The sequence below is a fragment of the Streptomyces sp. T12 genome (genome assembly GCF_028736035.1).
Lineage (GTDB): Bacteria > Actinomycetota > Actinomycetes > Streptomycetales > Streptomycetaceae > Streptomyces.
The window spans coordinates 6,642,850-6,668,796 of record NZ_CP117866.1; the positions used below are offsets into that span (position 1 = coordinate 6,642,850).

The 25,947-nt window shown below is 71.1% G+C and carries 24 protein-coding genes and 1 riboswitch; of the genes, 12 read left to right on the forward strand and 12 right to left on the reverse strand.

The genetic code is table 11. From position 1 onward, the window contains the following. Positions 1–182: 182 nt before the first annotated feature. Complete coding sequence (gene rocD / locus PBV52_RS30065) at positions 183–1,397, reverse strand: ornithine--oxo-acid transaminase (protein ID WP_274242610.1); 1,215 nt, start codon at positions 1,395–1,397, stop codon at positions 183–185. A gap of 162 nt (positions 1,398–1,559) precedes the next feature. Next, positions 1,560–1,656, forward strand: a riboswitch (ZMP/ZTP riboswitch). 31 nt (positions 1,657–1,687) lie between these two features. Between rocD and PBV52_RS30070 the strand changes: the two genes are divergently transcribed. Then, entirely contained in the window at positions 1,688–3,136 is a 1,449-nt protein-coding gene (locus tag PBV52_RS30070; protein ID WP_274242611.1) for a glycine hydroxymethyltransferase, read from the forward strand. Between the two features lie 24 nt (positions 3,137–3,160). Here the strand turns inward: PBV52_RS30070 and PBV52_RS30075 are convergent, their stop codons facing one another. From PBV52_RS30075 to PBV52_RS30090, 4 genes are all read right to left on the reverse strand, one after another. Next, positions 3,161–3,892: a hypothetical protein gene (locus tag PBV52_RS30075; RefSeq protein ID WP_274242612.1), complete on the reverse strand. Its 732-nt coding sequence runs from the start codon at positions 3,890–3,892 to the stop codon at positions 3,161–3,163. Next, positions 3,889–4,524 carry a hypothetical protein gene (locus tag PBV52_RS30080; protein ID WP_274242613.1) on the reverse strand — a complete coding sequence of 212 codons (636 nt, stop codon included), beginning with the start codon at positions 4,522–4,524 and terminating at the stop codon, positions 3,889–3,891. The genes PBV52_RS30075 and PBV52_RS30080 overlap by 4 nt, the downstream gene beginning before the upstream one ends. A 392-nt stretch (positions 4,525–4,916) precedes the next feature. Continuing rightward, on the reverse strand, positions 4,917–5,936 hold the full coding sequence (locus PBV52_RS30085) for a hypothetical protein (protein WP_274242614.1): 1,020 nt from the start codon (positions 5,934–5,936) through the stop codon (positions 4,917–4,919). After that, positions 5,923–6,525 carry an RNA polymerase sigma factor gene (locus PBV52_RS30090; RefSeq protein ID WP_373921923.1) on the reverse strand — a complete coding sequence of 201 codons (603 nt, stop codon included), beginning with the start codon at positions 6,523–6,525 and terminating at the stop codon, positions 5,923–5,925. The genes PBV52_RS30085 and PBV52_RS30090 overlap by 14 nt, the downstream gene beginning before the upstream one ends. A 100-nt stretch (positions 6,526–6,625) precedes the next feature. Between PBV52_RS30090 and trpS the strand changes: the two genes are divergently transcribed. Together trpS and PBV52_RS30100 are read left to right on the forward strand one after the other, a co-directional pair. Further along, a complete protein-coding gene (gene trpS, locus PBV52_RS30095) occupies positions 6,626–7,639 on the forward strand; it encodes a tryptophan--tRNA ligase (protein ID WP_274242616.1) in 1,014 nt (337 codons plus the stop codon). 125 nt (positions 7,640–7,764) lie between these two features. Further along, positions 7,765–8,343 (forward strand): 2'-5' RNA ligase family protein, encoded by a 579-nt coding sequence (locus PBV52_RS30100; RefSeq protein WP_274242617.1) that lies wholly within the window; start codon positions 7,765–7,767, stop codon positions 8,341–8,343. 42 nt (positions 8,344–8,385) lie between these two features. Here PBV52_RS30100 and PBV52_RS30105 read toward each other — a convergent pair whose 3' ends face one another. Both PBV52_RS30105 and PBV52_RS30110 read right to left on the reverse strand, forming a co-directional pair. Next, the gene (locus PBV52_RS30105) at positions 8,386–9,141 is read right to left on the reverse strand and encodes a decaprenylphospho-beta-D-erythro-pentofuranosid-2-ulose 2-reductase (RefSeq protein ID WP_274242618.1); all 756 of its coding nucleotides are present in this window, start codon (positions 9,139–9,141) and stop codon (positions 8,386–8,388) included. Positions 9,142–9,223: 82 nt separating this feature from the next. After that, the gene (locus PBV52_RS30110) at positions 9,224–10,579 is read right to left on the reverse strand and encodes an FAD-binding protein (RefSeq protein WP_274242619.1); all 1,356 of its coding nucleotides are present in this window, start codon (positions 10,577–10,579) and stop codon (positions 9,224–9,226) included. A gap of 133 nt (positions 10,580–10,712) precedes the next feature. Here PBV52_RS30110 and PBV52_RS30115 point away from each other — a divergent pair, with 133 nt between their 5' ends. From PBV52_RS30115 to PBV52_RS30130, 4 genes are read left to right on the forward strand one after another with little or no spacing between them, the layout of a single operon-like run. Beyond that, positions 10,713–11,273 carry a phosphatase PAP2 family protein gene (locus tag PBV52_RS30115; protein WP_373921924.1) on the forward strand — a complete coding sequence of 187 codons (561 nt, stop codon included), beginning with the start codon at positions 10,713–10,715 and terminating at the stop codon, positions 11,271–11,273. Beyond that, positions 11,266–12,258, forward strand: a complete 993-nt coding sequence (locus tag PBV52_RS30120) for a decaprenyl-phosphate phosphoribosyltransferase (protein ID WP_274242620.1) — start codon at positions 11,266–11,268, stop codon at positions 12,256–12,258. Before PBV52_RS30115 ends, PBV52_RS30120 begins: the two co-directional genes overlap by 8 nt. Beyond that, the gene (locus PBV52_RS30125) at positions 12,252–12,692 is read left to right on the forward strand and encodes a GtrA family protein (protein ID WP_274242621.1); all 441 of its coding nucleotides are present in this window, start codon (positions 12,252–12,254) and stop codon (positions 12,690–12,692) included. The genes PBV52_RS30120 and PBV52_RS30125 overlap by 7 nt, the downstream gene beginning before the upstream one ends. Continuing rightward, positions 12,680–13,723, forward strand: a complete 1,044-nt coding sequence (locus PBV52_RS30130) for a YihY/virulence factor BrkB family protein (RefSeq protein ID WP_274242622.1) — start codon at positions 12,680–12,682, stop codon at positions 13,721–13,723. The genes PBV52_RS30125 and PBV52_RS30130 overlap by 13 nt, the downstream gene beginning before the upstream one ends. On the opposite strand, the gene PBV52_RS30135 is transcribed toward PBV52_RS30130, so the two are convergent. Continuing rightward, entirely contained in the window at positions 13,671–14,957 is a 1,287-nt protein-coding gene (locus tag PBV52_RS30135; RefSeq protein WP_346283457.1) for a D-alanyl-D-alanine carboxypeptidase, read from the reverse strand. The genes PBV52_RS30130 and PBV52_RS30135 overlap by 53 nt on opposite strands. 91 nt (positions 14,958–15,048) lie before the next feature. Here PBV52_RS30135 and PBV52_RS30140 point away from each other — a divergent pair, with 91 nt between their 5' ends. From PBV52_RS30140 to PBV52_RS30155, 4 genes are all read left to right on the forward strand, one after another. Beyond that, positions 15,049–15,288, forward strand: coding sequence for an SCO4848 family membrane protein (locus PBV52_RS30140; RefSeq protein ID WP_030954132.1), 240 nt, complete (start codon positions 15,049–15,051; stop codon positions 15,286–15,288). A 57-nt stretch (positions 15,289–15,345) separates the two neighbouring features. After that, the gene (locus tag PBV52_RS30145) at positions 15,346–16,764 is read left to right on the forward strand and encodes a metallophosphoesterase (protein ID WP_274242624.1); all 1,419 of its coding nucleotides are present in this window, start codon (positions 15,346–15,348) and stop codon (positions 16,762–16,764) included. Between the two features lie 213 nt (positions 16,765–16,977). Beyond that, positions 16,978–18,534: an ABC transporter substrate-binding protein gene (locus tag PBV52_RS30150; RefSeq protein ID WP_274242625.1), complete on the forward strand. Its 1,557-nt coding sequence runs from the start codon at positions 16,978–16,980 to the stop codon at positions 18,532–18,534. A 169-nt stretch (positions 18,535–18,703) separates the two neighbouring features. Then, positions 18,704–19,111: an ATP-binding protein gene (locus tag PBV52_RS30155; RefSeq protein ID WP_274242626.1), complete on the forward strand. Its 408-nt coding sequence runs from the start codon at positions 18,704–18,706 to the stop codon at positions 19,109–19,111. 44 nt (positions 19,112–19,155) lie between these two features. Here the strand turns inward: PBV52_RS30155 and PBV52_RS30160 are convergent, their stop codons facing one another. Beyond that, positions 19,156–20,613, reverse strand: a complete 1,458-nt coding sequence (locus tag PBV52_RS30160) for a HAMP domain-containing sensor histidine kinase (RefSeq protein WP_274242627.1) — start codon at positions 20,611–20,613, stop codon at positions 19,156–19,158. Beyond that, positions 20,610–21,299 (reverse strand): response regulator transcription factor, encoded by a 690-nt coding sequence (locus PBV52_RS30165; protein WP_274242628.1) that lies wholly within the window; start codon positions 21,297–21,299, stop codon positions 20,610–20,612. Before PBV52_RS30165 ends, PBV52_RS30160 begins: the two co-directional genes overlap by 4 nt. 164 nt (positions 21,300–21,463) lie before the next feature. Between PBV52_RS30165 and PBV52_RS30170 the strand changes: the two genes are divergently transcribed. Further along, a complete protein-coding gene (locus PBV52_RS30170; RefSeq protein ID WP_274249676.1) occupies positions 21,464–23,899 on the forward strand; it encodes an MMPL family transporter in 2,436 nt (811 codons plus the stop codon). Between the two features lie 59 nt (positions 23,900–23,958). Here the strand turns inward: PBV52_RS30170 and PBV52_RS30175 are convergent, their stop codons facing one another. Together PBV52_RS30175 and PBV52_RS30180 are read right to left on the reverse strand one after the other, a co-directional pair. Next, a complete protein-coding gene (locus PBV52_RS30175; protein ID WP_274242629.1) occupies positions 23,959–24,720 on the reverse strand; it encodes a TetR family transcriptional regulator in 762 nt (253 codons plus the stop codon). A 37-nt stretch (positions 24,721–24,757) separates the two neighbouring features. Then, a complete protein-coding gene (locus PBV52_RS30180; RefSeq protein ID WP_274242630.1) occupies positions 24,758–25,783 on the reverse strand; it encodes a serine protease in 1,026 nt (341 codons plus the stop codon). Positions 25,784–25,947 lie beyond the last annotated feature (164 nt).

Here is a 25,947-nt window from a genome sequence, read left to right on the forward strand (position 1 = left end):
GCCCGGCTCGGCTGGCGACCCGTCGGTCCTGTTCCGCTTCCCGGCCCACGTCGTCGAGATCCCCGGTAGGGCCACGCACTGCCGCCCGAGATCCACAAGCCCCTCGCCACCGCGATCCTCGACCACACCGCGAACCGCGCACCGCACACCCCTGAAGCCGGCAGTACCCGCGTCCGGCCGACTCACATCCCGAGCACGCCCCGCAACTGCGCGAGCCCCCAGTCCAGATCCTCCTTCCCGATCACCAGGGGCGGCGCGATACGGATCGTCGCCCCATGGGTGTCCTTCACCAGCACACCCCGGTCCATCAGCTTCTCGGACACCTCCCGCCCCGACCCGTACGCCCGGGCGATGTCGACCCCGGCCCACAGACCGCGCCCCCGCACCGCCGTCACCCGCCCCGTCCCGGCCAACAGCCCCAGCTCCCGGTGCAGATGCTCGCCGAGCTCCGCCGCCCGCGCCTGGAACTCGCCCGTCCGCAGCATCGCGATCACCTCCAGCGCCACCGCACACGCCAGCGGATTCCCACCGAAGGTCGACCCGTGCTCCCCGGGCCGGAACACCCCGAGCACCTCGGCCGACGACACCACCGCCGACACCGGGACGATCCCGCCCCCGAGCGCCTTCCCGAGCACATACGCATCCGGCACCACACCCTCGTGCTCGCATGCGAACGTACGACCCGTGCGCCCCAGCCCCGACTGGATCTCGTCCGCCACGAACAGCACGTTCCGCTCCCGCGTCAGCTCCCGCACCGCCGGCAGATAGCCGGCCGGCGGCACGAGCACCCCCGCCTCGCCCTGGATCGGCTCCAGCAACACGGCCACCGTGTTCTCCGTCAGGGCCTCCCGCATCGCCGTCAGGTCCCCGTACGGCACGATCTCGAAGCCCGGCGTGTACGGCCCGTAGTCGCCCCGCGCCTCCGGGTCGGTGGAGAAGCTGATGATCGTCGTCGTACGGCCGTGGAAGTTGTTGCCGGCGACGACGATCTTCGCCATCTCCGCCGGCACGCCCTTGACCCGGTACCCCCACTTCCGAGCGGTCTTCACCGCCGTCTCCACCGCCTCCGACCCCGTGTTCATCGGCAGCACCATCTCCATCCCGCACAGCTCGGCGAGCTGCTCGCAGAACGCCGCGAACCGGTCGTGATGAAACGCCCGCGACGTCAGCGTCACCCGCTCCAACTGCGCCTTCGCCGCCTCCACGATCCGCCGGTTGCCGTGCCCGAAGTTGAGCGCCGAATACCCGGCCAGCAGATCCAGATACCGTCGCCCCTCCACATCCGTCATCCAGGCCCCGTCCGCCGTCGCCACCACGACCGGCAACGGGTGATAGTTGTGCGCGCTGTGCGCCTCGACCGCGGCGATCAGGGATTCGGTGGTGCTCGACGTACTCACGGGGCTCTCCGTTTCCGCCACCACGAGGGCTCGTGCTCCGGCAGTCACGAGGCTCGTGGCCACTGTCCATTTCTGGCCGTACGAGTGCTTTGCGGCCCCTTCCTATCGTTGCTCGCATGGTGGACGCGGGACCATGCGGCTTCGGCGCGCCCGGTAGGCTGATCGACGGGCCGTGACTGGCGCGCTGGGATGGACCAACCATCGGGGAGCGGCCCCTGGACCGAGTCCAGACCGAGTGCCGTGCGCCTGGGCCGTACCGTGATCGCTGCACACGACGTCCGGAGGTCCCCATGTCAGCCGAGCCCCTCTCCACCGAGTCCACCGCCTTCCGTTCCGCCCTCGACGTGATCCGCGCCGTCGAGCCGCGCGTGGCCGACGCGATCGGCCAGGAGGTCGCCGACCAGCGCGAGATGCTCAAACTGATCGCCTCCGAGAACTACGCCTCCCCGGCCACCCTCCTGGCGATGGGCAACTGGTTCAGCGACAAGTACGCCGAGGGCACCATCGGCCGCCGCTTCTACGCCGGCTGCCGCAACGTCGACACCGTCGAGTCCCTCGCCGCCGAGCACGCCAAGGAGCTCTTCGGCGCCCGCCACGCCTACGTCCAGCCCCACTCCGGCATCGACGCCAACCTCGTCGCCTTCTGGTCCGTCCTCGCCGCCCGCGTCGAGGCCCCCGCCCTGGAGAAGGCCGGCGTCCGCCAGGTCAACGACCTCTCCGAGGCCGACTGGGCCGAGCTGCGCCGCGCCTTCGGCAACCAGCGCATGCTCGGCATGTCCCTGGACGCCGGCGGCCACCTCACTCACGGCTTCCGCCCGAACATCTCCGGCAAGATGTTCGACCAGCGCTCCTACGGCACCGACCCCGCCACGGGCCTGATCGACTACGAGGCGCTGCGCGCCTCCGCCCGCGAGTTCAAGCCGCTGATCATCGTCGCCGGCTACTCCGCCTACCCCCGTCTCGTGAACTTCCGGATCATGCGCGAGATCGCCGACGAGGTCGGCGCCACGCTCATGGTCGACATGGCCCACTTCGCCGGTCTCGTCGCCGGCAAGGTCCTCACCGGCGACTTCGACCCGGTCCCGCACGCCCAGATCGTCACCACCACCACCCACAAGTCGCTGCGCGGCCCGCGCGGCGGCATGGTCCTGTGCGACGACTCCCTCAAGGACCAGGTCGACCGCGGCTGCCCGATGGTCCTCGGCGGCCCGCTCCCGCACGTCATGGCCGCCAAGGCCGTCGCCTTCGCCGAGGCCCGCCAGGAGTCCTTCCGCGACTACGCCCAGCGCATCGTCGACAACTCCCGGGCGCTGGCGGAAGGCCTGATGCGCCGGGGCGCGACCCTGGTGACCGGCGGTACGGACAACCACCTGAACCTGATCGACGTCGCCTCCTCCTACGGCCTCACCGGCCGCCAGGCCGAGGCCGCGCTCCTCGAGTCCGGCATCGTCACCAACCGCAATGCCATCCCCGCCGACCCCAACGGCGCCTGGTACACCTCCGGCATCCGCATCGGCACCCCCGCCCTCACCACGCGTGGCCTGGGCACCGCCGAGATGGACGAGGTCGCCGCCCTCATCGACCGCGTCCTCACCTCCACCGAGCCCGGCACCACCAGCAAGGGCGCCCCGTCCAAGGCCCAGCACGTCCTGGACTCGAAGATCGCCGACGAGATCTCCCACCGCGCCACCGACCTCGTGGCCGGCTTCCCGCTGTACCCGGAGATCGACCTCGGCTGACGGCCGCACGGTGCGCCAAGGGCCTCACAGGTCCAGGTCGATCAACTCCTGTCGTGGCTCCTCCCGCGGCGGTCCGGCTCCCGGCCGGGCCGCCGCGCGGCGTATCAGCAGCGTGCCGCCGACGCCGGTCGCGAACCCGACGGCCAGCCCGGCCACCGCCCACCCTGGATCTCCCATCACCGGGCCGGGCCGAGCCTCGACCGTCCGGGCCGCGGCGAGTTCGTCCTCCGTCTCGCCGAGCAGCCCTGCCAGGTCCAGCCGCTCGAAGACGGAGCGCGGCGCCCGATGCCAACGGATGTCGTCGTCCTCCACCTCCGGTGCGAGATCCGAGCGCACCCAAGCAGTGCCGTCCGCGGTCACGAACAGCTGGTCCTGCCGTTGGACGGCCACGTCCCCTCCCGGAGGCCGCTTTGTCTGCGGCCAGCCACCGACCCCGGTCAGTCCCCAGATCACCGTCATGCGCATCGGCGGATGACGTCCCTCGACCCAGTCCTGCGACACCCGCTCCGTCCCCACGTAGGTCGGCTGGAGCAGCTGCCAGAGGCGGGCGAAGGCCGGCTCGCCGGTACGCAACGCCGTCGTCCGTCCTGTGCCTCCCGAGACGACCATCGCCACATCGGGGACGTCCCGCCCCTGCGCCGGCACCGCCGCGGCGGTCGTCGCAGTGCCGGACAGGACCAGCGCGGCCGACACCGGTACGAGCAGCACCGCGAGCCGTACCGCGAGCCGTACGCATCCACCCAGACCGGCCCTCATACGTCCCGCAGCTCCTGCCTCGGCTCCGGCTCACCCCGCAGGCGGTCCAGTGGCAGTCGCGCGGCGAAGGGCCGCAGGACCAGCGCGAGCACCGCTCCGGCGGCCGCGCCCGGCAGGGCCCACCACCAGCCGGTGCCGTCACTCGGCCCCGATCCCGCCCCCTGGGCCGGGGACGCCTCGGTCGCCTTGTCCGCGGCGTCGGCCGGGAGACCGGAGGAGTCCTTCGCGGCATCGTCCGTCCCGCCCTCCTCCCACCCGGGCGGGAAGATCGCAGCCCTTCCCTCGTCCGAAACCTTGCCCATCAGGCCCAGCTTCTTGAGCAGGGCGCGCAGCTGGGACGGATGATCGGCGCGGTGCCACGTGCCGTTCGTCGTGCTGTCCAGGTTCGCCGCCGTGTGTATCCAGACGTCCTGTCCCTTGTGGACCGGGTAGACCCGGTCCAGGCGCCAGGGCGTCACGTCATGGATCATCCATGTGATGTTGATCTGGCGGGCCACCGTCAGGCCTGCCTCGGGCGGCTTGTCACGCGTGCCCTTGCCCGCTGTGCCGAGCAGCCGCTCCAGCTCTCCGTACTCCTCGTCGGCGTAGTACAACGCCGCCGTCTCCGTGCTCTCCGGTGAGACCAGGAGCACGCTGGTCGGTCCTCCGGCCGACGCGGGCGCTGCACCCCACACCAGGAGGGTCAGGGTCGCCGCCAACGCCCCTGCCAGCGCCGCCAGTTCACGGCGCCCACCCCTCCAACCGGCCCCGTGCCCGTGCGAGCGGCCTCCCGAGCAGCCGACCCCCTGCCCCCGCAATCGGTCTCCCCAGCGGCCGATCCCATGTCCGCACATCCGAACCCCCAAGCCAAGCGATCCCCGTGCGGCCCGTCCCCGAGCCGCAATGTCACTTCTGGTACACCGCCCGACCCGCCTGGGTTCCTATCCCGGTCCGACTATTTCCGGTCCGACTATTTCCGATCCGACTACTTCCGGACCGGCCGCCTTCGGACCGGCCGCCTTCGGACCGGCCGCGTCCGGACCAACTACTTCGAGGGCTCCTCGGACGGCCTCCCCAGCGCCCCCGCGATCTCCACCGCCCGCGCCCTCGACGCCACCCCTTCCAGCCGCAGCGTCACCGTCTCGCCCTCGGCTCTGTGGGCCCACAGCAGCGTCGCCCCTGCCGTCCGCTCCTTGCGCGTGAAGCGCTCCCCGTCGGCGTCCACCAGCCAGAAGGTCAGCAGGTGGGGTCGGGCGAACCACAGGGCCGGGTCGGGTGTGCCGCCTCCCGAGGTGGCGGTGCCCAGCGAGATCCATTCCGGCGGTTCGCGCACGGTCTTGGCGAAGCCGATGTCCAGGCTCGCCCGCCGCTCGTCCAGCCGTATCGTGCGCCCGTCCTCACGCCAGCACAGGCTCACCACGAACCGTCCCCGCGGCTCACCCGTCCCCGCGACCGTGTCCGGCATGCCGAGCTCCTCAGGCACCAGCGGCTCGAACCCGGCCCGGCGCTCGGCCTGTGCGAGCGACACCGAGCGGCCGCAGCCGGGGACCTCGGCGCCGGGGGAGGGCACCGCCGACGGGTCGTACCGCACCTCGACACCGGCGAAGTCGAACCAGTCGAGGACCGCTGCCCGCACCGGGGGCGTGAGCACGAGCACCGTCAGCAGGCCGCACAGCGCCGCCGTCAGCGAGCGCCACCGCAGCCGCGTCCACCGCCGCACCGCCCGCAGCCGCTCGGCGGCACCCGGCGGCTCGGCCACTGGAACCGGCACCTGCTCGGCGAGTATCTGCCCCAGCACCCGCTCGACCATCGTCTCGGCGCCGTCCGCCGCACCCGGCGCGTCCAGGGAGCGCCCGAGTGCCCGCAACTCTTCCGGCAGCCGTGTCGCGTCCGCGCGCCGACCGCGATCACCCGCGCCTGCGCCGCCGACGCGCCGGCCTTTCCTATCGGCGCCTTCGCCGGCCCCGGTCCCGGTCCCGTCACGACCGTAGGCACGCCGTCCGTCACCTTCGTACGCCTCCGGCCCCTCACCGTCGTACGGCTTCCGGCCGTCACTCACGCTCATCACCTCCTTCCCGAGGCTGAAAATCCGGCAGCAGGCGCCCCAGCTTCCGCAGCGCGCGGTTCAGCCGGGATTTCACCGTGCCCCGGGGCCAGCCCAGGGCCTGGGCCGTCTCGGACTCGTCCATCTCCAGGAGATAGCGGTAGGTGACGACCAGGCGGTGCTCCTCGCTCAGCCTTTCCAGGGCGGCCTGCAGCGCGGCACGGCGCTCTATCTCCAGCGCGGCCACCGCCGGGTCCGCCGACTCCGGTATCAGCGGTTCCGCCTCCACCAAGGCCGCCTCACGCCCGGCGAGCGTGCGCTGGCGGGCTGCGGTGCGCACTGTGTTCCTCGTCTCATTGGCGACGATCGCCAGCAGCCATGGCTTGAACGCCGCGCCGTCCTTGAACCGGCCCAGCGAGCAGTACGCCTTGACGAAGGCCTGCTGCACCACGTCCTCCGCGTCCGCACCCGCCCCGAGCGCGGCGGCCGCCCTGAGCGCGATGCCCGTATGGGCCCGCACCAGCTGCGCGTACGCCTCCGGCTCCCCGGCGCGTACACGTGCGATCACCGCGGCCTCATCGACGATGCGGCCCCCCTCCCGCGTCTTCACACTCTTGGTACACCGCTCGAACCGGATCGGTTCCCAGCTGTGTCACATCTGTTTCCGAGCGGTTCCGGATCGGCCCCCGACACCTGAGAGAATGGTGAGCATGTCCTCTGATCGCCCCCGCGTGCTCTCCGGAATCCAGCCCACCGCAGGCTCGTTCCACCTCGGCAACTACCTCGGCGCCGTCCGCCAGTGGGTGTCGCTGCAGGAGACCCACGACGCGTTCTACATGGTCGTCGACCTGCACGCGATCACGGTCCCGCAGGACCCGAAGGAGCTGCGCGCCAACACCCGCCTGGCCGTCGCACAGCTCCTCGCGGCCGGACTCGACCCCGAGCGCTGCACGCTCTTCGTCCAGAGCCACGTCCCCGAGCACGCCCAGCTCGCCTGGGTCATGAACTGCTTCACCGGCTTCGGCGAGGCGTCCCGCATGACCCAGTTCAAGGACAAGTCGGCCAAGCAGGGCGCCGAGCGGGCCTCGGTCGGCCTGTTCACGTACCCGATCCTGCAGGTCGCGGACATCCTGCTGTACCAGGCCAACGAGGTGCCGGTCGGTGAGGACCAGCGCCAGCACATCGAGCTCACGCGCGACCTCGCCGAGCGCTTCAACGGCCGCTTCGGCGAGACCTTCACCGTCCCGAAGCCGTACATCCTCAAGGAGACGGCGAAGATCTACGACCTTCAGGACCCGTCGATCAAGATGAGCAAGTCGGCGTCCACGCCGAAGGGCCTCATCAACCTTCTCGACGAGCCCAAGACCACCGCCAAGAAGGTCAAGAGCGCGGTCACCGACACCGAGACCGTCATCCGCTACGACGTCGAGAACAAGCCGGGCGTCAGCAACCTGCTCACCATCTACTCGACCCTCACGGGGACGGGAATCGCGGAACTGGAGCAGAAGTACGACGGCAAGGGCTACGGTGCGCTCAAGACGGACCTCGCCGAGGTCATGGTCGAGTTCGTGTCGCCCTTCCGGGAGCGCACCCAGGAGTATCTGGACGACCCGGAGACGCTGGACTCGATCCTGGCCAAGGGCGCGGAGAAGGCGCGCGCCGTCGCCGCGGAGACGCTCTCCCAGGCGTACGACAGGGTGGGCTTCCTGCCCGCGAAGCACTGAGCCCCTACAGCGCTGCATATCACTACGGTTGCGCCTGCCCGCAGCCCGGCCGTAGCCGTACAGTCGATAGCCGAGTGGCTGCCACGGCGGCCACTCACGCTCACCAACAGACGACAGGAGACGACGTGGGGACCGTAACGATCGGCGTGTCGATCGCGGTCCCGGAGCCTCACGGCAGCCTGCTCCAGGAGCGGCGCGCGGGCTTCGGCGACGCCGCGGCTCACGGCATCCCCACGCACGTCACACTGCTGCCGCCGACAGAGGTCGACGCCTCGCTGCTGCCCGCGATCGAGGACCACCTCGTCGAGGTCGCGGCCGCCGGCCGTGCCTTCCCGATGCGGCTGTCCGGCACCGGCACCTTCCGGCCCCTCTCACCCGTCGTCTTCGTCCAGGTCGTCGAGGGCGCCGAGGCCTGCACCTGGCTGCAGAAGCAGGTCCGCGACGCCTCCGGGCCCGTGGCACGCGAACTGCAGTTCCCGTACCACCCACATGTCACGGTCGCGCACGGAATCGACGACGAGTCGATGGACCGCGCCTTCGAGGAGCTGGCCGACTACCAGGCGGCCTGGCCCTGCACCGGCTTCGCCCTCTACGAACAGGGCGCCGACGGGGTGTGGCGCAGACTGAGGGACTTCACCTTCGGAGGCACGGTGGTTCCGCCGCAGGCGGGCCATGTGGAGCACGGGTCCATCCCGGCGAGTTAGCTCCGCTGGTGGGGTAGACACAGCCTCGCGCCCCTGGGCGCTTCAGATCGGTAGGCGGCGGAACAGCCCGCGCGGCGCATGCCGCAGTGCCGACATCACCAGCCGGAGCGCGCCCGGGACCCACACCGTCTCCGAGCGTCGCCGCAGGCCCACTTCGATGGCCGTCGCGACCGCCTCCGGGGTGGTCGCGAGGGGGGCTTCCTCCAGGCCGGCGGTCATCTTCGAGCGTACGAATCCGGGGCGTACGACCATGACGTGCACGCCGGTGCCGTGCAGTGCGTCGCCCAGGCCCTGGGTGAAGGCGTCGAGGCCGGCCTTGCTGGAGCCGTAGATGAAGTTGGCGCGGCGGGCCCGCTCACCGGCGACGGAGGAGAGGACGACGAGCGAGCCGTGGCCCTGGGCCTGGAGGGCACCGGCGCTGACCAGGCTCGCCGACACGGCGCCCGTGTAGTTGGTCTGGGCGACGCGTACCGCGTTCAGCGGCTCGCGCTCGTCGCGCGCCTGGTCGCCGAGGACTCCGAAGGCGAGGAGCACCATGTCGACGTCGCCCTCCGCGAAGACCTTGCCGAGCACCGCCTCGTGGGACTCGGGGTCGAGCGCGTCGAAGGCCACGGTACGCACGTCGGCGCCCAGGGCGCGCAGATCGGCCGCGGACTGCTCCAGGGCGGGCGACGGGCGGCCCGCCAGCCAGACCGTGCGGGTACGGCGCGCGATCAGGCGGCGTGTGGTGGCCAGCGCGATCTCGGACGTACCGCCGAGGACGAGCAGGGACTGGGGGAGGCCGAAGGCGTCCTTCACGACAGCTCCTAGAGAGATCTGAGAGTCCGAGAGATCCGATGCGGGGTTCCGGTCGGGGTTCCAGCCGGGTTCCGGCCGGGTTCTAAAGGCCGAGGCGGCGGGCCAGGTCCGACACGAACACCCCGCGCGGGTCGAGCTCCGCGCGCAGCGCGCGGAAGTCGTCCAGGCGGGGGTACATCGCGGCGAGCAGTTCGGGCCGCAGCCGGGAGTCCTTGGCGAGGTAGACGCGCCCGCGTGCCGCGGCCACCTCCTCGTCCAACTCGTCGAGGAGGGCGGCAAGACCGGGCAGGCCGGCCGGGATGTCCAGGGCCAGCGTCCAGCCGGGGACGGGGAAGGAGAGCCAGCCGGGGTCGGCGTCCCCGAAGCGCTTGAGCACGGCCAGGAAGGACGGGCAGCGGTGCTCGGAGATGCGCCGCACGATGCGGCGCAGGGTGTCCTCCTGGCCGTGTCCGACGACGAACTGGTACTGCACGAAGCCACCCCGGCCGTAGATCCGGTTCCAGTGGGGGACGCCGTCCAGGGGGTGGAAGAAGGCGGAGAGCCTCTGCAGTTCGCCGGTACGCGCGCGTGGCGCCTTGCGGTACCAGAGCTCGTTGAACCAGCCGACCGTACGGCGGCTCAGCAGTCCTTCCGGCAGGAAGGCGGGCGCGGCGGGCAGGCGGGAGGGGCGGAAGGCGAGCGGCTCTCTACGCGCGCGTGTGCCTTCGCGCAGCGCATCGAGGGGCGCGTGGTCGCCGCGCGTGAGCACCGCGCGGCCCGTTGCCGCGCCGCGCGCCAGCAGGTCGATCCACGCGACCGAGTAGCGGTAATGGTCGTCGGTGGCGACCAGGCGTGCCATCAGGTCGTCGAGGTCCCGCGCGCGCTCCGTGTCGACCGACATCAGGGAGGTCTCCACCGGCTGGAGTTGGACCGTCGCGGTCAGGATCACGCCGGTCAGGCCCATGCCGCCGGTGGTGGCGTCGAACAGCGGCGTGCCGCGGCGGACGGTGTGGATCTCGCCGTCGGCGGTGAGGAGTTCCAAGGACAGGACGTGGCGGGAGAAGGAGCCCGAGACGTGGTGGTTCTTGCCGTGGATGTCGGCGCCGATCGCGCCGCCGACCGTCACATAGCGGGTGCCGGGCGTCACCGGCACGAACCAGCCGAGCGGCAGCAGCACCTCCATCAGCCGGTGCAGGGACACACCCGCGTCGCACAGCACGGTGCCGCCATCGGCGTCGATCGCGTGGATGCGGTCCAGGCCCGTCATGTCGAGCACAGCGCCGCCGGCGTTCTGCGCCGCGTCCCCGTACGCCCGCCCCAGGCCCCTCGGGATGCCTCCGCGGGCCCCACAGTCCCGAACGGCTGCCGCGGCCTCCTCGTACGTCCGGGGGCGGATCAGACGGGCGGTGGTGGGGGCGGTGCGGCCCCATCCCGTGACGGAGACGGTGTCGGCTGGCATGTCGGCGACCGTAGCGCCCCTATATGACCGAGTAGTTCTGAAACATTCCACCCCTCCCCGAAATGGGTGATTAATGGGATGTCGCCCAATATGTTCGTAGTTCTGACGATGTGGACGTGAACAGTGAGTCCACATGGACCGCCTCGACGACATGGACCACCGAAGCCTCGGGGGCACGGAACGCCGAAGCCTCCGGGGCACGGAACGCCGAATCCTTTCGGCGTTCCACGCCCGCGGCCGCGACCCACGCGTCGCCACCGCCGCGCGCGCCCTGTCCTGGGCCGGCGAGCACGGCGCGCTGTGGCTGGCGGCGGGCCTCGCGGGGGCCGCCGTGGACGGGGGGCGACGCGGCGCCTGGTTGCGCGGCACGGCGCTCACCGCGGGGGCGCACCTCGTCAGCATGGGTGTGAAAAGGGTGGTGCGCCGCCCGCGCCCGGCGCATGTCACGCCCCTCGTGCACACCGTCGGCCGGCACTCCTTCCCCAGCTCCCACGCGACCTCCGCCGCGGCCGCCGCCGTCGCCTACGGCGCGCTCGGCGCGTACGTGATCCCGCCGCTCGCCGCCGCGATGTGCGTGTCACGCCTGGTCGTCGGCGTGCACTACCCCTCGGACGTGGCGGCGGGCGCGGCCCTGGGGGCGCTCACGGCGTGCGTCGGGGCGGGCTGGGTGAGGAAGGGGAGCGCCCATGACTGAGGCAGCGCCCCTCACTGGTGCCGCGCACACCAGGGAAGCGATGCTCCACGAGCAGCGCACGCCCCCGCGACAGGCCGCACCACCACCCCGCGAACGCGGCCTCCGCGCGCTTGCACAAGGCCTCCTCAGAACCGCGCGCCCCAAGCAGTGGGTCAAGAACATCCTGGTCATCGCCGCTCCGGCCGCCGCCGGTGAGCTCTTCTCGACCCGGGCCCTGACCCAACTCGGGCTCGTCTTCGCCCTCTTCACCGCCTGTGCCGCCGCCGTCTATCTGATCAACGACGCCCGTGACGCCGAGGCGGACCGTGCGCACCCCACGAAGTGCCACCGCCCGATCGCCGCCGGACAGGTCCCCGTGCCCGTCGCGTACGCCGTCGGAGGCGCCCTCGCCGTCCTCGCGCCGGCCGCCGCGGCCTGGCTGACCTCGCCCGCCGTCGCGGCCCTGCTCACGGCCTACCTCGGCATGCAACTGGCGTACTGCGTCAGCCTCAAGCACGTCCTGGTCGTCGACCTCGTCGTCGTCACGACCGGGTTCCTGATGCGGGCGATGGTCGGCGGGCTCGCGCTCGGCATCCCGCTGTCGCGCTGGTTCCTCATCACGACGGGGTTCGGGGCGCTGTTCATGGTGTCCGCCAAGCGCTACTCCGAGGCCGTGCAGATGGCCGGGAAAGCGGGCGCCACGCGCGCGTTGCTCACCGAGTACACCACCGGCTACCTGCGCTTCGTCTGGCAGTTGGCGGCCGGGGTCGCCGTCCTCGCGTACTGCCTGTGGGCCCTGGAGGAGGGCGGCGTCCCGCACACCAGCGTGCTGCCCTGGCGCCAGCTGTCCATGGTCGCCTTCATCCTCGCGATCCTGCGTTACGCCGTCTTCGCCGACCGCGGCACCGCGGGCGAACCCGAGGACGTCGTCCTGCACGACCGCGCGCTCGCCGTCATCGGCATGGCGTGGCTGGCGATGTACGGGCTGGCGGTGGCCAATTGGTAGGCACGCGTGCGTGGGGCGACCGACGCGAACTCCTCGGCTTCGCCGCCGTCGGTCTCCTCGCCTACGCGGTCGACCTCGCCCTCTTCACCTGCCTGCGCGGTCCCGCCGCCCTGGACCCCCTCACCGCCAAGGCCCTCTCCTTCGTCGTCGGCTGCACGGTCGCCTACGCCGGGAACGCGCTCGGCACCTACCGCCACACCCACCCGAGGGGCGTGCGCCCCTATGCCGTCTTCTTCGTGGTGAACGTCGCCGGAGCGGCCGTACAGCTTCTGTGTCTCGCCGTGAGCCACTACGGCCTCGGCCTCACCTCACAGCGTGCGGACACCGTCTCCGGGGCAGGAATCGGGATGGTGCTGGCTACAGTCCTGCGGTTCTGGGGCACTCGGACATTGGTCTTCCGCACGGAGGGCAGAGTCGGATCATGGACTGGCTGAAGAAACTCCCCGGCATCGGGCCGATGGTGGCCCGGCTGATGACCACGCACGCGTGGCGGTCGTACGAGCGCATGGACCGGGTGAAGTGGACACGGCTGGCCGCCGCGATGACGTTCACCAGTTTCGTCGCGCTGTTTCCGTTGCTCACCGTGGCCGCTGCGATCGCCGCCGCGACGCTCAGCACGAGGCAGCAGGACAAGCTCGAGGACAAGATCGCCGACCAGGTCCCCGGCATCTCCGACCAGCTCAACATCGACTCCCTGGTCCAGAACGCCGGCACCGTCGGCCTCATCGCCGGCGCCGTCCTGCTGTTCACCGGCATCGGCTGGGTCGGCTCCATGCGCGAGTGCCTGCGCGCGGTGTGGGAGCTGCCCGAGGACGAGGGGAACCCTGTCCTGCGCAAGGCCAAGGACGCGGGCGTCCTGGTCGGCTTCGGGGGCGCCGTGCTCCTGACGCTCGCGGCCTCCGCCGTCGCCTCCGCCATGGTCGGCTGGATCACCCGGCAGCTCGGCATCGACGAGGGCGGCTGGGGCGGGGTGCTGCTGCAGATCGCCGCCTTCCTCGTCGCCGTACTCGCCGACTTCCTGCTCCTGCTGTACGTCCTGACCCTGCTGCCCCGCGTCGAACCGCCGCGCCGCCGGCTGATGGTGGCCGCGCTGATCGGCGCGGTCGGGTTCGAGCTGCTGAAACTGCTGCTGAGCGGCTATATGCAGGGCGTGGCCACGAAGAGCATGTACGGCGCGTTCGGCGTGCCGGTCGCCCTGCTGCTGTGGATCAACTTCACCGCGAAGCTGGTGGTGTTCTGCGCCGCCTGGACGGCGACGCAGGGCAAGGAGGCCGAACTCGCCCACGAGTCGGACGACTCGGGCGAGGCCGAGAAGGCCGGGGGCCCCGAGAAGGCCGGGGGCCCCGAGAAGGCCGGGGGCCCCGAGAAGGCCGGGGGCCCCGAGAAGCTCCGGGGCCCCGAAAAACCCGGGGTCAGGGACGGCTCCGGCGGCGCACCAGGTCGGGCAGCGGCCACCGGCGGTTGATCAGGAACGCGCCCGCCGCGAGCAGCACCAGCACCCCACCGGCGATCCCGAGCGCGACGCCGATGCCGGTCGAGCCGCTCGCGGCCGAGGCGCCCACCGCCGACTTCGAGGACTTCTCGGCGTTCCCGGCGCCACCGGCCTCACCGGAGTCGTTCGCACCCGGCTGGGCGCTGGCCTGCGTCGCGCTCCTCGGCGGCACCAGCTCACCCACCGGCTGCACCTTGCCGGCCGCCTGGAAGCCCCAGTCGAAGAGCCTCGCGGTCTCCTTGTAGACCTCGTTGTGCTCGCTCTTCTCGGGGTTCATGACCGTGACGAGCAGCACCTTGCCGCCCCGCTCGGCCACGCCGGTGAAGGTGGCGCCGGCGTTGGTGGTGTTGCCGTTCTTGACGCCGGCGATGCCCTGGTAGACGGAGATGTCGGAGTCGCCGCTCAGCAGCCGGTTGGTGTTCTGGATCTCGAAGGACTCCCGGACGGACTTGCCCTTCTTGTTCTTCTTCGTCTCGCCCGGGAACTTCGCGGTGACGGTCGAGCAGTACTCCCGGAAGTCCTTCTTCTGCAGCCCGGAGCGGGCGATCAGGGTGAGGTCGTACGCCGACGAGACCTGGCGCGGAGCGTCGTAGCCGTCGGGGGATTCCGCGTGCGTGTCGAGGGCCTGGAGCTCCTCGGCGTGCTCGTTCATCTCCTTGACGGTGTTGTCGATCCCGCCGTTCATCTTCGACAGGACGTGCACGGCGTCGTTGCCGGAGCGCAGGAAGACCCCGAGCCACAGGTCGTGGACGGAGTACGTCTCGCCCTCCTTTATCCCGACCATGCTGGAGCCGGACCCGATGTCCGCCAGGTCGGAGGGGACGACCTTGTGCTTCATGGTCTTCGGGAACTTCGGCAGCACCGTGTCGGCGAACAGCATCTTCATGGTGCTCGCGGGCGCCAGCCGCCAGTGCGGGTTGTGCGCCGCAAGCACATCGCCGGACTCTGCGTCGGCGACGACCCAGGAGCGGGCGGACAGGTCCTTGGGCAGGACGGGGACACCGCTCGCGAGGTTCACCTGCGTGCCGGGCTGCCCCAGCCGCTCGCCGCCCACGGTCGACATGTTCGCCGGGGGAGTGGCCGACGGACTCGTACTCGGTGACGGCTTGGGAGCCGCGTAGGAGACGGGCGCGGTCAGCGCAAGGGACGACAGGACGGCGGAAGTGACCAGCAGGGAGCGCCTGACGGTCTTCTTGGGTGCGGGCACGACCGAGAACGTACATGCCGTTCCCACGGAAGTCCCGCTTCTGCCCCCACCCCGCTCGGAGGACCGGACACCCGACGGCGATACTGAACTCATGAAGCTCAGCCGCCCCGTCTCCTGGTTCCTGCTCGCCTTCGGAGTGTGGAGCTGGGTCATCTGGGTCACTTTCGTCAAAAACCTGATCAAGGACAGCAGCGGGCTCGCGTTCGATGACGGTCACCCGACGGCGTACTTCTGGGTGCACCTGCTGCTCGCCGTCGTCTCCTTCGTATTGGGGACGGTCGTCGGGGTCATCGGGTTGCGCGGAGTGCGCGCACTGCGCCGGATGTCATAGGAACTCGGCCAAGGCCCGGGACGTTCACTCGGCAGGCAAAGGAAAGGGAACGTCGGCGTGGTCATCGTCTTCGCGCTTGTCGCACTGCTTGTGTTGTCCGCCCTGGTGGCGGGCAACTGGTTCGTGTGGCGCCGCCTCTTCCGCGACACGACCCGCGGCCCCGGGTTCGTGCGCCGCGCGGGCGTGGTGGTGATCGCCGGCGGCTGGGCGCTGACGATCGGTGCCCTCGTCGCCGAGCGCGGGGGCGCGCCCTTCCGGCTCCAGCAGATCCTGGCCTGGCCGGGCTTCCTGTGGCTGGCCCTGTCGATATACCTGCTGCTGGGTGTGGTGGCGGGTGAAGTCGTACGACCACTGCTGCGGCGGTGGGTCGAACGGCGGGCGCGCGCCGGGGAAGCCGTAGCGGAGCAGCCGGAGCTCGTGCCGGCGGGAGCGACGGCGGTCACGGCACTCGCCACGGCACCCGCCACAACAACCGCCACGGCACCCGCCACAACAACCGCCACCAAGTCGGCCGAGACCACGACGGCACCGACCTCGGGTCCCACGACCGCCCCGACCTCAGCGCTCAAGACCGACCCGCCCCCGTCGTCCGCGACCGACCCGACCACCGCCCCCGACCCGACCACGGCCCCCGACCCGGTCCCGGCGGACCCGTCCCGCCGGCTCTTCGTCTCCCGAGTCGTCGCCGGTGCCGCAGCCGCGGCTGCCGTGGGAACCGTCGGCTACGGCACCTACGGCGTGCTGCGCGGCCCGCAGGTGAAGCGGGTCACCGTCCCGCTGGCCAAGCTCCCGCGCGCGGCGCACGGTTACCGGATCGCGGTCGTCAGCGACATCCACCTGGGCCCGGTCCTGGGCCGGGGCTTCGCCCAGAAGGTCGTCGACACGATCAACGGCACCCAGCCCGACCTCATCGCAGTGGTCGGCGACCTGGTGGACGGCAGCGTGAAGGACCTCGGTCCGGCGGCGGCCCCGCTCGCCCAACTCCGGGCGAGACATGGCGCGTTCTTCGTCACCGGCAACCACGAGTACTTCTCGGGCGCCGAGCAGTGGGTCGACGAGGTACGCCGCCTGGGCCTGCGCCCGCTGGAGAACGCGCGCACCGAGCTGCCCCACTTCGACCTGGCCGGCGTCAACGACGTCGCGGGCGAGAGCGAGGGCCAGGGCCCCGACTTCGCCAAGGCCCTCGGCGACCGGGACAGGGCACGCGCGTGTGTGCTCCTCGCCCACCAGCCGGTCCAGATCCACGACGCCGTCGACCACGGCGTCGACCTCCAGCTCTCCGGCCACACCCACGGCGGGCAGCTCTGGCCCGGCAACCTCGTCGCGGACCTGGCCAACCCGACCCTGGCCGGCCTGGAGCGCTACGGCGACACCCAGCTGTACGTCAGCCGGGGCGCGGGCGCCTGGGGCCCGCCGACGCGCGTGGGCGCCCCGTCGGACATCACGGTGATCGAGCTGGCGTCCCGTCAGGCCTGATGGCGCAGGCCTCGGCAGGGGCGCCACTCCCCACCTGTGAACAGCCTGTGAAACCTGCCGGAAACACCCGTAGGTAAGTTCTTTCCCATGTCGCCAGAATCCTCTTCCCCCTGATGAAACCCATGTGATTAGGTGTGCGCGCCACTTAGGGGAGTGGCTCAAATCCATTGCTCATGCGGGGGCCCTTCGAGGGCCTGGGGAGAGGGCACACCCATGCGTTCGGTTCGCATGCGGATTCTCGCGACGCTGCTCGTGCTGGCGGCCGTGGGAGTGGGCGGCTGGCAGTTGTTGCCGTCACAGCAGAACGAGGACAGGACCATCACGGTCGGCACGACGGACGCTGTCACGGCGCTGGACCCGGCCGGTGCCTATGACGCCGGTTCCTGGGCGCTGTTCAACAACGTCTTCCAGTCGCTGCTGACCTTCGAGCCGGGCGGCGTCACACCCGTGCCGGACGCGGCCCAGAGCTGCACCTTCGACGGCGCCGACCTCAAGACCTATCGCTGCGAGTTGCGCGAGGGCCTCACCTTCCCGAGCGGGCGCGCCATGACCGCCGAGGACGTCAAGTACTCCTTCGACCGCGTCAAGCGGATCAAGTCGGATGTCGGCCCGTCCTCGCTGCTGGACACCCTCAACTCGGTGAACGCGAGCGGCCGTACGGTCACCTTCCATCTGTCCTCGCCCGACGCCACGTTCCCGCTCAAGGTGGCCACCGGGGTGGGCGCCATCGTCGACCGCGAGAAGTATCCGGCCGACGCGCTCCGCGGCGACAACGCTGTCGACGGCACCGGCCCGTACACCCTGACCGCGTATACGAGGGGCAAGAAGGCGGTCCTCGCGCCCAACTCGCACTACAAGGGGGCCCTCAAGGGCACCGGCCGTCCCGTCGAACTGCGCTACTACGCCGACGCGGACGCCCTCAGCAGCGCCTGGAAGGAGAAGCGGGTCGACGTCGCCACCCGCACGCTGCCGCCCGAGGTCCTCGCCGGCCTGAACGCCGCCGACCCGGGCCAGCGCGTCTCCGAGGCCGACAGCTCCGAGATCCGCAACCTGTACTTCGACACCCGCGCGGGTTCGCCCCTGCACGACGTCCGGGTCCGGCAGGCCATGGCCTGGCTGATCGACCGCGAGAAGCTGGCCGCCACGGTGTACAAGGGGACCGTCGACCCCCTGTACTCGCTGATCCCGACCGGCATCACCGGCCACACGACGTCGTTCTTCGACACCTATCCCGAGCTCAGCACCGCCAAGGCGCGCGCCCTGCTCACCGAGGCTGGCGTCAGCCTGCCCGTCCGCTTCACCTACGGCTACGGCACCGGCCGCGGCTCCGCAGCCGCGGAGGCCGCCGCGATCAAGCGGCAACTGGAGGCGAGCGGCCTGTTCAAGGTGACGCTCAAGGGCTACGAGTGGACCGACTTCCAAAAGCGCTGGGCGAGCGGCAAGCTCGACGCGTACGCCGTCGGCTGGGTCGCCGACTTCCCCGACCCGGACACCTACGGCGGCCCGCTCGTCGGCACCGACGGCACCATGAACACCGGGTACGGCAACAAGACCGTCGACCGGCTGATCACCTCCAGCCAGCAGTACGCCGACCGCAGCGAGGCCGTCCGGGACTTCCGCTCGCTGCAGGAGGCCGTGGCCCGCGACGTCCCGGTGATCCCGCTGTGGCAGGCCAAGGAGTACGTCGTCACCAGCGAGGAAGTCGGCGGTGGCCAGTATCTGTCGGACGGCACCGGTGTCTTCCGGCTCTGGCGCCTCACCTGGATCTAGCGCCCCACCCGGGTCTAGCACCTCACCGGGATCCAGCACCTCGCCTGGATCTGTGCGCCTCACCTGGATCTGGCGCGATCACGCTGCCTTGACATGACATGCGGTGATGCCGGGCAGGCACTCGGCACTGCACCATGTGACGGAGGTGTGCGCGGGGTGAGGAGCAAACGTGTTGAGACGCAACGCCTTCCGGCTGCCCCGGCACCCGGCGTCCGTCGGCCTCGCCCGGCGCCGGGTCCGGGACCACCTGGCCGACTGGGGGCACGGACCACGTGATCCGGCGCTTCAGGACGCGGTGCTGCTCGTCTCCGAGCTGGCCACCAACGTCGTACGCCACGGTCCTCTCCTGGAGCGCGAGTTCGAGGTCGCCGTGACCGCGCTCGCCGACGGCTCCTGCCTGATCGAGGTGTCGGACGAGGGCCAACTCGAGCCCCGGCTCAGGGCGGTGGGGGAGTGGGAGGAGGCCGGTCGCGGCCTGCATCTGGTGGAGAACCTGGCGGCGGCGTGGGGGGTGTGGAGCAGGGGGCGGCACGGGAAGACGGTGTGGGTGCTGATACTCGCCGACATCAACCCATGAGCCCCGGCAAAGCTTTACGGCCGTAAAGCCACCCCTCGGCGGCTTCAGTGCGACGGCAGCGTCACCGTCACCGCCAGCCCCTCACCCGGCGCCGTCCGCACCGCGACCTCACCGCCGTGCGCCTCCACCACCCCCTGCACGATCGCCATCCCCAGCCCGCTGCCCGCACCCCCGCCGGCCCGGAAGAACCGGTCGAAGACGCGCGCCGCATCCTCCTCGCACAGCCCCGGTCCCTTGTCCTCGACACACAGCCGTACGACCCCGCCCGCCCGCTCCACCCGCAGCCGCACCGGCACATCGGCCGGCGTGTGCGTGCGGACGTTGCTCAGCAGGTTGCCCAGCACTTGCCGCAGCCCGGACTCGTCGGCGTGCACCAGGAGCGCGCCGTCGGCGCCGACCGTGAGGGGCCGCTCCGGCTGCTGCACCCGCAGATCCTCGGCGGCCTCGCGCACCAGGCGGCTCAGGTCGACGTTGCGGAAGCGCAGTTCGGGGCGCTGGTCGAGACGTGCGAGCGTCAGCAGCTCGTCGACGAGGCGGCCCATGCGGTCGACCTCGCCGTTCATCCGGTCCCAGGCCCGTCTGCGCTCGGCAGGGTCGGTGAGCATCCCTTTGTCGTACAGCTGGAGGTAGCCGCGTATCGCGGACAGCGGAGTGCGCAGCTCGTGCGAGGCGTCGCCGACGAAGCGGCGCAGCTGGGCCGCGCTGCGCTCGCGCGTGCGGTACGCCGACTCCACCTGGTGGAGCATGGAGTTGAGGGCCACCCGCAGCTGTTCGACCTCCAGGGTCGGGTCGCGGCTGGAAGGGACGCGCCGGGTCAGATCGCCCTCGGCGATCGCCGACGAGGTCTCGACCATGTCCTCCAGCGGCCGCATCCGGCGGCGCACGCTGAACATCGTCAGACAGCCGAGCAGGGCCAGCAGCAGGGTGCCGACGGCGAGATCCATCCTGAGTGCCTTGCCCATGCCCTCGTGCAGGCCCTCGGTCGGCACGGCGATCAGCACGATCGTCCCGTCCGACAACCGCGCGCCGACCATCCGGTGGCGGTCCCCCTCGACGCGTACGTCCCGTGGCTCCTCGTCGGCGGCGAGGGCGACCGGGTCCTTCGCGGCGGCCGCGAGGGCGTGCTGGCGCGGTGTCGGCTTCAGCGGGCCCAGGGCCACCGGCTGCCCTGCGGAGTCGACCGCGACGTACACCATGGTCGGGCTGGGCAGCGGATCCGTGTCCGTGGCCCCGCCGTCGGTGAACCTGTCCAGGGCGATGCCCAGTTCGCTCAGCGACTCGATCTGCCGCAGGGTGAACCCGGCGTTCGCCAGCGTGGTGCGCGCACTCTTCAGCTCGGTGTCGACCTTGTCGAGCAGATAGAACCGCGCGGTCATCAGGCTGACGGCGGTCGCGACGACGATGCCGACGGCCAGCAGCGCCACGTTCGCCAGCGTCAGCTTGCCGCGCAGTGAGTGGACGCCGCGCCGTCGGCAGACGTCGAGGATCCCGGGGACCCTCATGCCAGCCCGTATCCGACGCCACGCCGCGTGGTGATCACCGGCGGTCCCAGGGCGTCCAGCTTGCGCCGCAGATAGCTGATGTAGGTCTCCACGACGGTCGACTCCGGCGGCGTGTGCTCGTACTGCCAGACGTGGCGCAGGAGTTGCTCCTTGGGCACGATCCGGCCGCCGTTGCGCACCAGGAAGCGCAGCAACGCGTACTCGGTGGGGGTGAGCTCGACGGTGCGGCCCGCGCGGCGCACCGAGTACGTCGTCTCGTCCAGCTCCAGGTCGCCGTAGCGCAGGGGCGGCCGCTGCGGGAGGACGTCGGCCGGGCGGGTGCGGCGCAGCACCGCCGTGATGCGGGCGACGACCTCGTCGATGTTGAACGGCTTGGTGATGTAGTCGTCGCCGAAGCCGAGGGCGCCGACGATCTCGGCGGGCGAGTCGCGCGCGGTGAGGAAGACGAGCGCCAAGTCCGGGCGCCGCTCGCGCAGTTCATGCCCGAGGGCACGGCCGTCCCCGTCCGGGAGCATGACGTCGAGCAGCGCCACGTCGGGCCGAGTGCGCTCGGCGAGGGCGAGCGCCTCGCGGACCGTGCCCGCGACCATGACCTCGAACCGGTGGTAGCGCAGGGCGATGGCGAGGACGTCGGCGATGCTCTCCTCGTCCTCCACGACCAGCACGGTGCCAGAACCCGTCGTCATGCCCCCAGTATCGGCGGGGCCACTGACAGTCGGGCGGGTTCGCCCTTTGGAGTTCCTTGAGAGTCATGGCCGTCGACTGCCACGCGCGCGCGGCGCCACCAATCCTGTTGCCCAGGACCTGGGGGACCGACCGAACCGAATAAGGAGCGTTGAGCGTGGCTGCATTGGCACGGTGGTGCTATCGGCACCGGCTGGTGGTCCTGTTGCTGTGGTTGGGGGCGCTGTTCGGCCTGGGCGCGGCGAGTTCGGCCGCGGGCACGAACTACGCGAACGTCTTCTCCCTCCCGGACACGGACTCCGCGACCGCGTACGACCTGATGGAGAAGGCCTTCCCGGAGCGCGCGGGCGACACCGACACGGTGGTGTGGAAGGTGGACGGGGACGAAGGGGCATCCGTACGGGACGACTCCGTACGGTCCCGGATCGAGCCAGCGCTGGCGGAGATCGGGCGCATGAAGGGCGTCGGTGAGGTCACCGACCCGTACGCGGCCCAGGGAGGCGCGCAGATCAGCCGGGACGGGCGGATCGCGTACGCCCAGATCACCTTCACCGAGCAGGCGAACGGGGTCCCCAAGGAGCTGATCGAGGGCGTCGTTGACACGGCGCAGGCCGCCGAACGTGACGGGTTCCAGGTCGAGCTGGGCGGCCAGGCGATCGCCCGCACCCAGGAACCGCCGCAGGGCACGGCGGAGGCGGTCGGGATCCTCGCGGCGGCGGTGGTGCTGTTCCTCGCCTTCGGCTCGCTCTTCGCGATGCTGCTGCCGATCGTCGTGGCGATCGCGGGCGTCGGCACCGGCATGATCGCGACGATGCTGATGAGCCATGTCGCGGACGTGCCCGAAGTGGCCCCGCTGCTCGGCTCGTTGATCGGCCTCGGCGTCGGCATCGACTACGCCCTGTTCATCGTCACCCGGCATCGGCGCGGCATCCTGCGCGGCATGAAGCCGGAGGAGGCGGCCGTGACCGCCCTCAACACCTCCGGCCGCGCGGTGCTGTTCGCCGGCGGCACGGTGTGCATCGCGCTCGCCGGGATGCTGGTGATGAACATGCGCTTCCTGGACGGCGTGGTCATCGCGACCTCGCTCACGGTCGTGCTGAGCGTGCTGGCCGCGATCACCCTGCTGCCCGCTCTCCTCGGCCTGCTCGGCATGCGGGTGCTCAGCCGCCGGCAGCGGCGCCGGCTCGCCGCGGCGGGACCGGAGCCGGCGGAGGCGAGCGGACTTGCGGCGCGCTGGTCGGCGTACGTCCAAAGGCGTCCGCGCCCGGTCGCGGCGCTGGCCCTCGTCGTCATGGCGGTCCTCGCGATCCCCGTGCTGTCGATCCGCCTCGGCGCCACCGACCAGGGCAACCACCAGGAGTCGACCACGACCCGGCAGGCCTACGACCTGCTCGCCGAGGGCTTCGGCCCCGGCTTCAACGGCCCGCTCCAGGTGGTCGTCGAGGGCGACGCACCGCAAGGCCTGGTCAACGCGATCCGGTCGGCCGAGGGCGTCGCCCAGGCGGCCGCCGTGCCGCCCGCGAACGGCGTCACGGTGATCCAGGTGGTCCCGACCACCTCCCCCCAGTCCGAGCAGACCGACCAGCTGATCGACCGCCTGCGGGACGACGTGATCCCGCAGTCCGGTGCCGAGGCGCATGTCGGCGGGGTGACGGCGGTCTTCAAGGACTTCGCGTCGGTCACCGGCGACCGCCTGCCGTACTTCGTCGCGACGATCATCGCGCTCGGCTTCCTGCTCCTGCTGGTGGCCTTCCGCTCGCTGGTGGTCCCGCTGACGGCAGCGCTCATGAACCTCATCGCGGCCGCCGCGTCCTTCGGCGTCCTGGTGGCGATCTTCCAGTGGGGCTGGGGCACCGAGCTGATCGGCGTAGGCAAGGAGGGACCGATCACCTCGTTCCTGCCGGTCATCATGCTGTCCCTGCTGTTCGGCCTCTCCATGGACTACCAGGTGTTCCTGGTGAGCCGGATGCACGAGGAGTGGGTGCACACGAAGGACAACGCGCGCGCGGTGCGCGTCGGCCTCGCGGAGACCAGCCGGGTCATCAACTCCGCCGCGTTGATCATGATCTGCGTGTTCAGCGCGTTCGTGCTGAGCGGCGACATGGAGGGCGCGATGGCGGGCATCGGCCTCGCGGCCGCCGTCGCCCTGGACGCCTTCATCCTGCGTACGGCGCTGGTGCCGGCCGCGATGCACATGCTCGGCAAGTCGAACTGGTGGCTGCCGGGCGGGCTGGAGAAGCGGCTGCCGCATCTGGCGGTCGAGCCGAAGGAGGAGGCGCCGGTGGCCGAGGAGGAGCCGGTCGTGGCGGGCCGGCCCTCGGCCGTCCACGGCTTCGTCCGCACCGCCGACGGTGGGCCGGTCGAGGGCGCGGCGGTGACGCTGCTGACGAAGGGCGGGCGTCAGTTGGACCGGGTGACGTCCCTGGCCGACGGGTCGTACATCGTCTCGGTGCCGGCGCCGGGGACGTATCTGCTGGCGACGGCCGCAACGTCGTACGGGTCCCGGGCGGGGCAGGTGGTCGTGGCGGACGGGCCGCTGGTGTACGACGTCGAGCTGGCGGAGGGCGAGCCGGCCGAGGGTGAGGTGGACGCCGTCAACTGACGGCCGGTGCACGGGGTTCAGGGGCGCTCGTCCTCGGCGGGCGCCCCTTCCGCGTCCGCCTACCCTTCCGCCTTGCCCTTCTTGTCCTGCTTTCCCTTCGCCGGGTCCGGCACCGCGTTCGTCATCCCCGGTAGGAAGTCCGTGAACAGGTCGTGCACCTCGCGCACCAACGGCCGCAGCACCCGGAACCGCGCCAGCGAGACGCCCCGCGCGGTCAGCCGGGCGCCCCGCTCGGCGAGCCGGTAGCTGCGCTCGCGCCCCTCGGTCCGGTCGTACACCCAGTACAGGACCAGCCCCATCTGGGCGAGCCACATCATCTCGGGCAGTACGTCCCGGAGCTCCTCGGGCACCTTGGTCTTCGTCGCGCCCGCCAGCACCTGGCGATGGATGTCGATGGCCTCCACGCGCGCGTGCTCCGACTCGGCGGAGAAGGGGCTGAGCGGGCTGGCGGGATCGGCGGCGTTCTTGAAGAACTGCACCGCGAACTCGTGATACGGCGTGGCGATGTCCAGCCACACCTTCAGCACGCCCGCCAGCCGCGCCTCCAGGTCGGTCTCCGTGGCCAGGACGTCCCGGATCGCCGCCCGGTGCTCGGCGGCGAGCCGGTCGTAGAAGCCCTGGACCAGGTGTTCCTTGCCCTCGAAGTAGTAGTACGCGTTGCCGACGGAGACCCCGGCCTCCTGGGCGATCGCCCGCATCGTCGTCTTGTCGTAGCCGCGCTCCTGGAACAGCCGCATGGCGGTCTCCAGGATCAGCGCGCGGGTCTGCTCGGACTTGCTGGGTGCGTCGCCCTGTTCAGGGCTGTCGTTCTTCGAGGACACGGAACGAGAGCCTAACGAGTGGTGTTTCGGTCGGACGTCAGGAGGTCTGTGCCGTCTGGTAGAGGTTCTGGGCGTCGGCGCCGAAGTACGGGCCGTACATCCGGTTCGGCAGGAAGTTGTACTTGAAGCTGTTCACCGAGGACAGCAGGCCGGTGCCCGTGGACTCGTTGAACTGCGTGAACCAGGGGCCGCCGCTGGCGCCGCCGGTCATGTTGCAGTTCATGCCGTGGTCGTTGGACAGCAGGAAGTCCCGGTTGGTGGTGCCGCTGCAGTAGATGAACTTCTCGCCGTCGTACGGAGCGGCGGCCGGGAAGCCGAAGGAGTACATGCGCAGGTTGTAGCCGGTGTTGAAGGCCAGCCCCTGCCCGCCGACGACGTCCGTGAGCAGCTTGCCGTCCAGCGGGGCGACGACGGCGGCGCCGACGTCGTAGTTGATGTCCTCGCTCGCCGTCCACTGCGGGGTGGACAGGGTCTTGGACGCGGTCCACCGGCCGTAGGGGGCCTGCCCGTCGTGGTAGCCGGGCACGAACACCCAGTTGGTGTGCCAGGCGCCCTCCAGCTTCACGCAGTGGCCCGCCGTGATCACGGTGCTCTTGTTGGCGCTGGTGACGGCGTTGCCGGAACAGGACGCCGTACGGCCCTGGTAGCTGAAGAACACCTGCCCCGCCGTGGAGACGACCGCCCCGCCGCCGCTCCACTGGCCGCCGGTGTTCGGGAAGGCCATCAGGCCGATGTCGGAGACGGCCTTGCCGACCGCCGCGGCCGGGGAGCTGGGCGCGACGGTGGCCGCCGGGCCCTTGCGGGGCGCCGAGCCGCCGTCGAAGTGGCCGTTGACGGTCACCAGGTCGAGCGGGGTCGCCTCGCGCATCCGCTGCGACGTCCAGAAGTCACGGGCCTGCTGCTGTGCGCCGGCCGAGACCGCGCTGACGGCGGTCGAGGTGTCGGACCTCGGCGCGGCGCTCGCGGGGGTGGCCAGGGCGCCGGCGGTGAGCAGCGCGGTGACGCCGACCAGGGCGCCGAGGAGGGGGCGGGGTATGCGGGTGACGCCGGGTATGCCTCTCACGCGTACTCCTTCTGCGATGGGGGGACCGGGCGACCGGGTGGGCCGTCCGGCGGACAGACAGAGCGGACAGACAGTCGGTGCGGGTGCGGAGTGGAGAACCGGGAGGCAGCGTGCCAACCCGAGCACCGTTTTGGAAGGGCGCATGCCAAAACAGGGTCGGAAAT

Bases quoted from the DNA above. Each gene is read 5' to 3' on its own strand.
- PBV52_RS30070 (WP_274242611.1), top strand. From the start codon at position 1,688: ATGTCAGCCGAGCCCCTCTCCACCGAGTCCACCGCCTTCCGTTCCGCC.
- PBV52_RS30075 (WP_274242612.1), bottom strand. From the start codon at position 3,892: ATGAGGGCCGGTCTGGGTGGATGCGTACGGCTCGCGGTACGGCTCGCG.
- PBV52_RS30085 (WP_274242614.1), bottom strand. From the start codon at position 5,936: ATGAGCGTGAGTGACGGCCGGAAGCCGTACGACGGTGAGGGGCCGGAG.
- trpS (WP_274242616.1), top strand. From the start codon at position 6,626: ATGTCCTCTGATCGCCCCCGCGTGCTCTCCGGAATCCAGCCCACCGCA.
- PBV52_RS30110 (WP_274242619.1), bottom strand. From the start codon at position 10,579: ATGCCAGCCGACACCGTCTCCGTCACGGGATGGGGCCGCACCGCCCCC.
- PBV52_RS30115 (WP_373921924.1), top strand. From the start codon at position 10,713: ATGGACCGCCTCGACGACATGGACCACCGAAGCCTCGGGGGCACGGAA.
- PBV52_RS30120 (WP_274242620.1), top strand. From the start codon at position 11,266: ATGACTGAGGCAGCGCCCCTCACTGGTGCCGCGCACACCAGGGAAGCG.
- PBV52_RS30130 (WP_274242622.1), top strand. From the start codon at position 12,680: ATGGACTGGCTGAAGAAACTCCCCGGCATCGGGCCGATGGTGGCCCGG.
- PBV52_RS30140 (WP_030954132.1), top strand. From the start codon at position 15,049: ATGAAGCTCAGCCGCCCCGTCTCCTGGTTCCTGCTCGCCTTCGGAGTG.
- PBV52_RS30150 (WP_274242625.1), top strand. From the start codon at position 16,978: ATGCGTTCGGTTCGCATGCGGATTCTCGCGACGCTGCTCGTGCTGGCG.
- PBV52_RS30160 (WP_274242627.1), bottom strand. From the start codon at position 20,613: ATGAGGGTCCCCGGGATCCTCGACGTCTGCCGACGGCGCGGCGTCCAC.
- PBV52_RS30165 (WP_274242628.1), bottom strand. From the start codon at position 21,299: ATGACGACGGGTTCTGGCACCGTGCTGGTCGTGGAGGACGAGGAGAGC.